The sequence below is a fragment of the Streptodolium elevatio genome (assembly GCF_040649515.1).
Taxonomy (GTDB): Bacteria; Actinomycetota; Actinomycetes; order Streptomycetales; family Streptomycetaceae; genus Yinghuangia; species Yinghuangia elevatio.
On record NZ_JBEZFP010000049.1, the window covers coordinates 43,906 to 55,234 of the forward strand.

General features: G+C 71.5%; 6 protein-coding genes. All 6 read left to right on the forward strand.

Features of this window, described 5'->3' with window-relative positions; genetic code table 11:
• The first annotated feature begins 75 nt into the window (after positions 1 to 75).
• The 6 genes from AB0C36_RS19920 (at position 76) to AB0C36_RS19945 (ending at position 11,238) form a co-directional block, all read left to right on the forward strand.
• Positions 76 to 1,314 carry an LLM class flavin-dependent oxidoreductase gene (locus tag AB0C36_RS19920; RefSeq protein ID WP_358355774.1) on the forward strand — a complete coding sequence of 413 codons (1,239 nt, stop codon included), beginning with the start codon at positions 76 to 78 and terminating at the stop codon, positions 1,312 to 1,314.
• The gene (locus AB0C36_RS19925) at positions 1,311 to 2,228 is read left to right on the forward strand and encodes an SDR family NAD(P)-dependent oxidoreductase (protein WP_358355775.1); all 918 of its coding nucleotides are present in this window, start codon (positions 1,311 to 1,313) and stop codon (positions 2,226 to 2,228) included. Before AB0C36_RS19920 ends, AB0C36_RS19925 begins: the two co-directional genes overlap by 4 nt.
• A gap of 165 nt (positions 2,229 to 2,393) precedes the next feature.
• The gene (locus AB0C36_RS19930; RefSeq protein ID WP_358355777.1) at positions 2,394 to 3,440 is read left to right on the forward strand and encodes an alcohol dehydrogenase catalytic domain-containing protein; all 1,047 of its coding nucleotides are present in this window, start codon (positions 2,394 to 2,396) and stop codon (positions 3,438 to 3,440) included.
• Between the two features lie 173 nt (positions 3,441 to 3,613).
• Positions 3,614 to 4,501 carry an ATP-grasp domain-containing protein gene (locus AB0C36_RS19935; protein ID WP_358355779.1) on the forward strand — a complete coding sequence of 296 codons (888 nt, stop codon included), beginning with the start codon at positions 3,614 to 3,616 and terminating at the stop codon, positions 4,499 to 4,501.
• Positions 4,502 to 4,729: 228 nt separating this feature from the next.
• On the forward strand, positions 4,730 to 10,927 hold the full coding sequence (locus AB0C36_RS19940; RefSeq protein ID WP_358355781.1) for a polymorphic toxin-type HINT domain-containing protein: 6,198 nt from the start codon (positions 4,730 to 4,732) through the stop codon (positions 10,925 to 10,927).
• Positions 10,928 to 10,941: 14 nt separating this feature from the next.
• The gene (locus tag AB0C36_RS19945; RefSeq protein WP_358355783.1) at positions 10,942 to 11,238 is read left to right on the forward strand and encodes a hypothetical protein; all 297 of its coding nucleotides are present in this window, start codon (positions 10,942 to 10,944) and stop codon (positions 11,236 to 11,238) included.
• Positions 11,239 to 11,329: the final 91 nt, after the last annotated feature.

An 11,329-nucleotide genomic window follows, 5' to 3' on the forward strand; every position in this document is an offset into this window, starting at 1 on the left:
GCCGAAGTTCGGCAGGCGCAACCGGTGGACGACCAGCACAGCACCATTCGGTGACACAGCATCAGGAGGCCCCGGGTGTCGGCGTACGAGATAGCGGCGCAGGTCGCCGACGGCGGGCGGTGGCCGCTCCGGTTCGGCGTGTTCCTCGCCCCGTTCCACAAGGCGGGCAGGAACCCGACCCTTCTACTGGAGCAGGACCTGTCCCTGCTGGAGCACCTGGACCGGCTCGGGTACGACGAGGCCTGGATCGGCGAACACCACTCCGGCGGCTGGGAGATCGTGGCGTCCCCGGAGGTCTTCATCGCCGCGGCGGCCGCACGTACGCGTCATCTGCGCCTGGGTACCGGCGTCGTGTCGCTTCCCTACCACCACCCGCTGCACGTGGCGGACCGCATGGTTCTCCTCGACCACCTGACGCGCGGGCGCGTCATGTTGGGCGTGGGACCGGGTCAACTCGCCTCCGACGCCCACATGTTGGGCATCGACACGGCCCGGCAGCGGGAGATGATGGAGGAGTCGTTGGAGGCGGTCACCGCGCTGCTCGCGGGCCGCGAGCCGGTGACCCGCAAGACGGACTGGTTCACGCTTCAGGACGCGCAGCTGCAACTGCGGCCGTATCAGGAGCAGTTGGAGATCGCAGTGGCGGCGACCTTCTCGCCCGCCGGGCCGCGCACCGCGGGCCGTTTCGGCGCGGGGATGCTGTCGATCGCGGCGAGCCAGGAGGGCGGGTTCGACGCGCTGGGCTACCACTGGGGCGTCGCCAACGAGGTCGCGGCGCAGCACGGGAAGACCGTCAACCGGCGTGACTGGCGGCTGATGGGCATGATGCACATCGCCGAGACGGAGGAGCAGGCGCGGCGCGAGGTGGCGTACGGCCTGCGCGACATCCAGGACTACCAGGCGAAGGTCCTGCCGATTCCGTACGACCCCGACACGCCTCTCGACGCGCGCCTCGACCACGGCAACGCGACGGGTTCGTTCATCTGCGGTACGCCCGAGATGGCGATCCGTCAGATCGAGCGCCTGTGGCAGAAGTCCGGCGGGTTCGGCGCCTACCTGTTCATGGGCGCCGACTTCGCGGACGCGGAGGCGACGCGTCGTTCGTACGAGCTGATCGCCCGCGAGGTGATCCCGCACTTCACCGGCCAGTCCGCGGGTCCGCTCGGGTCGCAGGACTGGCAGGTCGGGCTCTCGGAGCGCTGGCGTGACCAGACCGCGCAGGCGGTCGGCAAGGCGATGAAGGACTACGAAACCGACAAGGCCGCGGGTACGGCCGCCGGTGGCGCCGCGGGCGCGGAAGGAGCGGGCGCATGAGCTCGGCAGTCGGCACCCCCGGCGCGTCCGGAGTCCCCGCGGGCGGGAACGCGGGCGGCGCCGCGGGCCGCATCGACGGCAAGGTCGCACTGGTGACCGGCGCGGGCGCGGGCATCGGACAGGCGGTCGCCCGGCGGTTCGCCGCCGAGGGCGCGCTTGTGGTGGCCGGGGACATCGACAAGGCCGCGCTGAAGGTGCTCGCGGATGAGCTGGGCGACCGGGTCGCGGTCGCGCGCTGCGACGTGACCGTCGAGGCGGACGTCGAGGCCCTGGTGGCACTCGCCGTCGAGCGGTTCGGCGGGCTGGACGTCGCGGTCGCCAACGCGGGCGGCGGCGGTTCAGCGGAACTGGTCGACCACGACTACGCGGCCTTCCAGCGCATCGTGAACCTGTGCCTGAACGGCGTGTTCCTGACCGTCAAGCACGCGGGCGCGGCCATGAAGGCCGCGGGGCGCGGCGGTTCGATCGTCAACATGGCGAGCCTGAACGCGGTGCAGGCGGGACGCGGCATGGCGGCGTACTGCTCGGCCAAGGCCGGCGTCGTCGCGCTGACCGAGGTCGCGGCGCTGGAGCTGGGCCGGCACGGCGTGCGCGTCAACGCCGTCGCGCCGGGCCTGGTCCGCACGCAGGCGACCGGCGGCATCTGGCACATCCCGGGCGTCGTCGACGAGTACGTGGAGAACGCCCCGCTGGGCCGCTTCGCGGAGCCCGCCGAGGTCGCCAACGTGGTGCTGTTCCTGGCGTCCGACGAGGCGGGCTTCGTGTCGGGCAGCGTGTACGGCGTGGACGGCGGCGCGCGGACCGGGCGCTACCCCGACCTGATCGGCGCGATCGAACGGCTGTCCGCCGCCCGTGGCGCGGGCGGGTCGGATGACGCGGGCGAGGCGGGCGACACCGCCGGCTCGGTCGGCTGACCCGATGCGGCGAACGGCGACAGCCGCGACGGCCACGAGCACGGCGGCGCGCATGGCCACGTACACGGCCACGCGAACGACCACGCACACGGAGACGCTCGCGCGCACGAAAGTGACGGCATCGGGCGGCGGCTCCGGCCGCCGACCCGGGAGGGATGGACGCTGATGAGGGCTGCGGTACTGCACAACGCGCGCGACCTGCGCATCGAGGAGGTGCCCGACCCGGCGCCGGGGCCGGGCGAAGTCCTGCTGCGCCCGCGCTTCACCGGCCTGTGCGGCTCGGACCTGCACTTCTGGGAGGGCGGCCTCCGGGAGGTGCTGGCCGACCCGGTAATCCTCGGCCACGAGTTCTCGGCGGAGATCGTCGAGGTGGGGACGGGCGTGGCCGACGCCGCGATTCGTCCGGGCGCGCTGGTGGCGGTCGAGCCGATGTGGACGTGTGGGCAGTGCGCGCCGTGCGTGCGCGGGACGTACAACTTCTGCCGGAACATGACCTGGCACGGGCTGTCCCCCAAGGGCGGCGGGATGTCGGGCCTGACGGTGGTGCGCGCCGACATGGTCCACGTGCTGCCCGAGTCCCTGACGGCCGTTCAGGGCGCGCTGGTCGAGCCGGTGTCGGTGGCGCACCACTGTGTGACGCGGGCTCAGGTCCCGGCGGGCGGAACGGCGTTGGTGCTCGGCGCGGGGCCTATCGGCATCGCGACGTACCTCGACCTGCGGGCGCGCGGGGTGGAGCGGGTGATCGTGTCGGAGCCGTCCGCGGACCGGCGTGCGGCGCTCGCGAAGCTGGCCGACATGACCGGTGGCGGGGCGGACCTGATCCTCGACCCGGGCGCGGTCGACGTCGTGGCGGCGGTACGCGAACTCACCGGCGGTGAGGGCGTGGACGCGTCGGTGGACGCCGCCGGTGCGGAACCGGCGTTCCACGCGGGCATCGCGGCCACCCGGCCGGGCGGGCGCATGGTGACCGTCGCGGTGTACATGAAGCCGGTGACCTTCCACCCGATGGCGGCGTTCCTGGGCGGCGTGGACATCGTCGCAAGTTGTGCTTATTGCAACGACTTTCCGGCGGTCATCGACGGGATGGTGAACGGTTCCTACCCACTCGACGGCTGGGTGCGACCGATCCCGCTGGAAGAGGTCGCGGCGGGTTTCACCGCCCTGGAGGCGGGCACAGAATTGAAGCTGCTGGTCGACGTCCAGGGTTCCTGACACCCCGACGTCGCGGCCCCGAGCGGCGACGTGCGCCGACGGCCGGGATACTCCCCCGTGCCCGGTCGTCGGCCCCGCCGCACTCTCCCCGGACGGCTCGGCGCTTTTCGGCGCGGGCGGCCCCCGGGCGTCCCCTGCGCGATGCGGAATGATTGTCCGGATATCGTGACGCCATGTCCGCACCTCAGGCCGCCACCGCCCGCGTCGCCCTCGTCACGTGCGCCGAGCTCCCGAAGCTCGACGTGGACGAGATCGCCCCCGTCGCCCCTCTCGCCGCGCGCGGCGTGCTCGCCGAGCCGGTCGTGTGGGACGACCCGGCCGCGGACTGGGACGCCTACGACCTCGCCGTGATCCGGTCGACCTGGGACTACTCGGACCGCCACGCCGAGTTCGTGGCCTGGGCGGAGCGCGTGCCGCGGCTGGCGAACCCGGTCGACGTCGTGCGGTGGAACACCGACAAGACCTACCTGCGCGACCTCGCCGCGGTCGGCGTGCCCGTGGTCGAGACGGCCTGGCTCGACCCCGACAGCACCCTGACGCTGCCCACCTCCGGCGAGTACGTCGTCAAGCCCGCGATCAGCTGCGGCTCGCGGAACACCGGCCGCTATGACCTGGCCGACTCGGCCCAGCGGGCGCTGGCCGCCGGGCTGGCGACGAAGCTGATCGCCGAGAAGCGCACGGTGATGGTGCAGCCTTACCAGCACGCCGTCGACTCCGCGGGCGAGACCGCGGTCATCTTCTTCGGCGGGCACTACAGCCACGCGATCCGCAAGGGCGCGATGCTCGAAGGGCCCGCGAACGAGGTCGGCCTCTACAAGGAGGAGGACATCCGGGTCAGGTCCGCGACCGACACCGAGCTGCACGTCGCGCAGCAGGTGCTCGCCGCGGTGCCGGGCGGCGCGGAACGGCTGCTGTACGCCCGCGTCGACCTCGTCCCGGACGCCGACGGGCATCCGGTGCTGCTGGAGCTGGAGCTGACCGAGCCGTCGCTGTTCCTGCGGTACGACGAGGGCGCGGCGGACCGCTTCGCCGACGCGGTAGTGGCGTACCTACAGCGCTGACACCCGCACACCCGCACACCCGCACACCCGCACACCCGCACACCCGCACACCCGCACACCCGCACACCCGCACACCCGCACCGGCGGCCCCGCGAAACCCGCCGCTTGGTTACGGGTCGGCGGGGGATTTCCCCCTAATGGCGGATCGTGTCGGTCCGGACCTCGGATCGCGCTCCTGTACTACTGAGTTGGGCAACCAATTGGTTAGTACGACAAGGGGCCGCCGGCGTGCCGAGGATCCGTACCGTTCTTGTCTGGCTACTGGCACTGATTCTGCTGGCCCCGGCCGGCGCGTCCGCGGAGAGCCTATTCCGGCGCCCTGCCGGGAAGTCCGCCGAGGGGCCGCAGTGGCACCCGTGGCAACCCGACCCCGGCCGGCACCGCGGCGCCGTCGCCCCCGGCAAGGGCGAACTGCCCTACCGGGAACCGGACTACCGCGCCCCGAAGCAGCTGCCACCCGACAAGGCACCGAAGTCCGGACGGGCTCCGGGGCAGGCCGCGGGGCAGGCCTCAAAGCCGGCGCCGGCGTCCTCCGACCGGCTCGGGCTGGAGAAGTTCCACCAGTACACGCAGATCCCCGTCGGCGGTGGCGCCGCACTCATGGTCAACGCCGTCGACGGCAACGCCGTCCTCGGCTGGAACGTCCTCGCCAACCCCTCCCTCGGCCCCGCGGCGTTCCTGCGTTTCACCCACAACGCCCGCGACGCCGCGAACTCCTCGGCGGGGCGCGGCTGGTCGGTCGCGGCGTCCACACTGACGCGGCTCGGCTCGCCGCTGGAGTTCGAGCCGGGCGCGGCGTCGGCGTACGGCCACGCCGAATCCGTACGCCTCACCGACGGCGACGGCACCACCCACGTGTTCCGGCTCAACCGGCACGGCGCCGACACCCCCGAGGGCTGGGACTACGACCACCCGCCTGGTGTACACCTGCACTTGGCCCCGACCGGGAGCAAGGACCCCGGGCGCGCCTGGGTGTTCACCCGTCCGGACCGCACGCAGTTCTTCTTCGACCGGCTCGGCCTGCAGTCCGCCGTCGTCGATCGCAACGGCAACACCCTGCGTTTCCACTACGAGGACGCCGGGCCCGGGTTCTCCGGCAAGCTCACGCGGGTCGTCGACGCGTCCGGCCGCACCGTGCTGACGCTGGACTACCTGCGGCCCGGCGACGACCACGCCTACCTGGTCGGCGACGTCGTGCACAGCGGCACCGGATTGGCCAATGCCGCGCTGATCGGCCAGTTGCACTCGGTCACGGACGCGTCCGGGCGCCGGGTCCTGCTGACGTACGACGAGAAGGGCCGGCTCGGGCTGATCGCCGACGCGGCCGGCACGCCCGCCGAACGCACGCTGCGGATGGAGTACGCCGCCGCAGCCGACGGCTCCGCACGCCTGTCACGCGTGAACGACCCGATGGGCCACGGGACTTCGGTGGAGTACGCGGACGATCGCGTACGCCGCGTGGTGGACCGGCGCGGCGGCGGCACCGGCTTCGACTGGGCTCCCGCCGGGCGCGGCGGCACCACGATGACGGTCACCGACGCCCTCGGCCGCGCGTCCGCGTACACCGTCGACGCACTCGGCCGTCCGGTCGCCGCGCGCAATGCCAAGGGCGAAGTCACCGAGCTGGCCTGGGACTCCGACAACAACGTCAGCGAACTGCGGGAGGCCGACGGCGCCCTGACGACGTGGGAGTACGACCCTCGGACCGGCAACCCGCTCACCGTCACCAATGCGGTGGCCAACGCCGGCGACAAGGCGTCCACGGGGCTGAAGTACCGGACGTACCTCGACGGGCACGTGGCCGACCTGGTGGAGAAGGTCAGCCCCGAGGGTCGCCGCTGGACGTTCGGCTACGACGCGTTCGGCAACCTGACCTCGCTGACCGATCCGCGCGGCAACGCCGAAGACCGGCACGACAAGCGCAACTTCACCTCTCGCAACGTCTACGACTCCGCCGGGCGCCTCCTCGAGGCCGTCGACGCCCGGGGCAACCGCACCCGCTTCTCCGACTACGACGCCACCGGCTCACCGCGCACCATCACCGACGCGCTCGGCAACCGCACGACGTTCGTGTACGACGCGGTCGGCAACGTGCTGTCCGCGGCGAACGCGCTCGGGCACGCCACCACCCGCACCTACGACGTCCGCGGGCGCCCGCTGTCGTCGAAGGCGCCGGTCGACACCGCCCGCGGCGTCTTCGCGGTCACCCCGCCGCCCGTCTACGACGGCAACGACAACGTGCTGCGCTCGACGGCCCCGAACGGCGCCGTGCGCACCAGCGCCTACAACGAGATGGGCCAGGTCGTCACCAGTACCGCGCCCGGGGACGATCCGCACGGGCCCGCCCGGGTGACGACCATGGCCTACGACGCGGTGGGCAACCCGGTGCGCGCGACCACACCGCGCGGCAACGAAACGGCGGACCCGGACGACTACACCAGCTTCGCGATCTTCGACGAGCTCAACCGCATCGTGGAGACGCGCGACGCCATGGGCGGCCGCCGGACCATGGCCTACGACGCGGTCGGCAACATGGTGGCCACCACCGATCCGCTGGCCAACGCGCGCGGATCGTCCCGGCCGACCAGCACGACCGTGTACGACCTGGGCCACCGGCCCGTCGAGACCACCGACGCGGTCGGCGCCACCGGCCGGATCCGGTACGACCGGGACGGCAACGCGACCGTGCGGACCGACGCGTACGGCACCGAGTCGTTCGCCCGCTACGACGCGCGCGGCGCGCTGGTCGAGAGTCGCGTGCCGCACCGCAAGAAGCCCGACGGGTCGGTCGAGTACCGCGTCACGCGCCACGAGTACGACGAGGCCGGCAATCCGACCCGTGTGTGGTCCCCCAGGGCGCTCGCGGAGAACAAGCCGACGCTGACCGGGGAATCGGAGTTCGACGCGCTCAACCGCGTGGTGCGGACCGTGCTGCCGTACGACCCGGCGCACACGCACGTGAACAAGCGCGACGAGATGCGGTACGAGTTCGACGCGGTCGGCAACCTGGTCAAGTCGATCGCGCCCGCGTCGCGCGAGGGCGGCGAGGCGAGCGTCACGCGCACCGACTACTTCGACAACGGCCGGGTCCGGTCGAGCGTCGACCCGTGGCAGGTCGAGACGCGGTTCACCTACGACGTGATGGGCAATCAGCTCACCCGCACCATCACCGGCGACGGCGCGAACACCCGGACCATGGGCTGGGAGTACTTCCCCGACGGGAAGCTGAAGTCGCGTACCGACAAGGGGGCTCCGGCCGTCTCGACGACGGCGGTGTCGGACGACGCCGACGCCGGGCGGACCACGGCGGTCGGCGCGTGGCCGACGCTGGCGCGGGACACGGCGTGGAGCGGGGACGCACGCTCCCATGCGGCTGCGTCGGGCCCCGGCTCGTTTGCGTGGACGCTGCCGGTGCCCGGCAAGGAAGGCGAGTTCGGCGCGTACAAGGTCGCGGTTTACGTCCCCGCCGGGGTGGTCGCTTCCTCCGCCGCGTCGGTGCGGGCGCGGTACACGGTGGACGCGGAGGGCGGCCCGGCCGAGGGAACGGTGGAACTGCGCCGGACCCTGGAGGAGATCGAGGCGGCGCGCGAACGCGGGCGCTGGGTCGACCTCGGGGTGTTCCGCCTTCCCCAGGAACGCGACGCGCGCGTCACCCTGACGGACGCGGGCGCGGACGGCGACCTGCTCGCCGACGCCGTCCGGGTGGTGCCGGCCGCCGATGCCGGCCGCGCCGCGGAACCGCCGGTGCACACCTTCGAGTACCGGTACGACGCCGAGGGCAACCAGGTCGAGGTCGCCGACAAGACGGCGGGCGGGCCGGGCAGCCGGTTCGAGACCGGGTACGACGCACTCGGACGCCCGTTCGAGGTCCGGGAGTTCCAGGGCGGCGGCACGCCCGCGCACACCACCGTGTACGCCTACGACGAGAACGGGAACCTGCGCAAGCGCACACGCGACGGCGCCGAGTCCGCGTACGACTACGACCCGCGGGGCCTGGCCCTGAGCGCGACGACGCCCGGCACCGGTCAGGACGCCCAGCCGCGGACGACCACGTTCACGTGGGACCTGCTGGGGCGCCTGGAAACGCAGGTCAAGGCGAACGGCAACAAGGTCGCGAACGCCTACCACCTCGACGGGCTGCTGTTCACCACCGAGGAGAAGAAGCCGGACGGCGCCCTGGTGGCCCGGCACGAGATCGGCTACGACGCGGACGGCAACCGTGCCCGGGACGCGGCGCGGACGATGAACGCCGACAAGAAGGGCGAGTTCATCGACCGCACGTCGGTCTTCGCCTACGACCCGCGCAACCGGGTCGAGAAGGTGGTCAAGACGTCGGACGGCGAGGACACGACCGAGGCTTACCGGCACGACGCCGGCAACAACGTGGTGTGGCAGGAGGTCGCCAAGAAGACCACCGAGTACACGTACGACCGCAATCGGCTGGTGTCGTCCACCGTGCAGGGTGCGGGCGGGGCCTTCGCCTACACGTACGACCCGTTCGGCCGGCTGAGCCGCATCACGCAGGCCGGCGAGCCGAGCGAGAAGTACGCGTACGACGGGTTCGACCGGGTCACCGAGCACCGCGCGTGGGGCGTGCCGGGAGCGGGCGAGCCGGCCGTCACCACGTCGGTGTACGACCCGCTGGACCGGCGCACCGAGACGACCGCGGACCCGGCGTCGGGGCCGGCGGAGAAGACCGAGTTCGAGTACCTGGGCCTGGGAAAGGAAGTCGTCGCGGAGAGGACCGGCGGCGAGGTGAAGGCCGAGTACGAATACGGCCCGTTCGGCGAGCGGCTGTCACAGACCAAGCCGAAGTCGGAGTCGGACAAGACGAAGGAGACGACGTACTTCGGGTACGGCCCGCACTCCGACGTCGAGGCGGTCACCGACCAGAACGGCGACACAAAGGCGACGTACGGCTACACCGCCTACGGCAGCGACGACCCGAAGTCGTTCTCCGGCCCGGACAAGCCCTCCGGCCCGGGAGGTACGGGCGGCACCGAGGCGTTCAACGCCTACCGCTACAACTCGATGCGGTGGGACGGCGGTTCGCAGACGTACGACATGGGCTTCCGCAGCTACAGCCCGGGCCTGAACCAGTTCCTGTCGCGCGACATGTACAACGGCGCGCTCGCCGACCTCAACCTCGGCACGGACGCCTGGACCGCCAACCGCTACTCCTTCGCGGGCGGCAACCCGATCTCGAACATCGAGATCGACGGGCACTTCTGGGCGGCGCTGGGACACGCGGTCCTCGACATCGTCGGTGCCATCCCGGTGGTCGGCGAGGTCGCCGACGTGGCCAACGCCGCGTGGTACGCCGCCGAGGGCAACTACGAGGACGCCGCGCTGTCGCTGGCGTCGGCCGTCCCGGGCGCCGGCTACGCGGCCACGGCGGTGAAGGCGGCCAAGTGGGGGAAGCTCGCGCTCAAGGAGGTCAAGCGCGAGTTCAAGCAGGAGGTCAAGGACGCCGTCAAGGACGAGGTCAAGGACCTGGTGGCAGAAGAGATCCAGGCCCAGGTCGCGGAGAACCTGGAGATCCCGGCCGCCGACCTCCCGGTGTTCCTGCCCGGCGGCGGCAAGCGCCGAGGCGGCGCGGGCGGCGGCAAGGCGCCGGTCGCGGCCCCGCGGCCCACGAACGCGATGAGCTTCTCCGGCTCGAAGTGCAGCTTCGTGCCCGGCACTCCGGTGCTGATGGCCGACGGCACGGCCAAGCCGATCGAGGAAGTCCGGCCGGGCGACCGGGTGTTGGCCACCGACCCGCAGAAGGACGTCACCGGTGACCGGGCCGCAACCGCGGTCTTCTCCAGCGAGGGCGACAAGAACGTGGTGCGGGTCGGCGTCGACCTCGACGGCGACAAGGGCTCGTTGACCGCGACGGTGTCGGTCACCGGCAACCACCCGTTCTGGCTGGCGGCCGACAAAGCCTGGACCCGCGCCGACGAGCTCGCGCCCGGCGACTGGCTCCGGACGTCGGCGGGGACGTACGTCCAGGTCACCACCGTCGACTCTGAGCGCCGGCACCTCAAGGTCCACAACCTCACGGTCGCCGACCTGCACACCTACTACGTGCTGGTGGGCACGGCTCCGGTCCTCGTCCACAACTGCGGGACCGGTGCGGTCTCGGACAAGGTGATGGACGAACATATCCTCCCGCGGCATGACGCCAACCATGAGGACTCCTGGAAATGGGCGGAGAAGTCGAAGTTCGAGGACTGGGTCACACCGGACCACATCCGGAACTGGGCCAGGCTGGCGATGCGAAAGCCGATGGACAACATGAACCTCGGCACCGGTTCCGCCCACCGCCACGTTCTCGACATCAGAAGCCGTCACCCGATCGGCTACGACGCGGACGGGAACGATCTGTTCTCGATTGCGGTATGGGTGCGGAAGGGTGCGGTCGAGAGTGTTCACCCGAACTGACGAGGTGGTAGCCGATGATCGATGCGCAGGTACGTACGGAGAGCGGCGAAATCGTGCTGCGCGGATCTTGCGGACTGGACTGGACGGAAACCGTCGGCCGCGTCGACGAAGAGCACTTTCCTTTCCTGGGAAGCCTGCTGCCGCACGCGGACACCATTTTCAATTCGCGCCAGGCGGTAAGGCTTCGACGGGAAGTCGGCGACCAGTCCGTCCGCGAGATCATCGGGCAGGAGTCTGCGGCGGAGATCGAAAGGCTCTGCCTGCACGTGGAGAACGGATCACATCTCTACCTGTGGTTTCTCGGGGACTAAGGCCTGTCCCGTAAGTGCCGGTCGCGGGTGGCATGATCTTGATGTGGCTGGTGTGATCACGGCGTCGGAGCCGTCCTGGATAGCCCCGTTC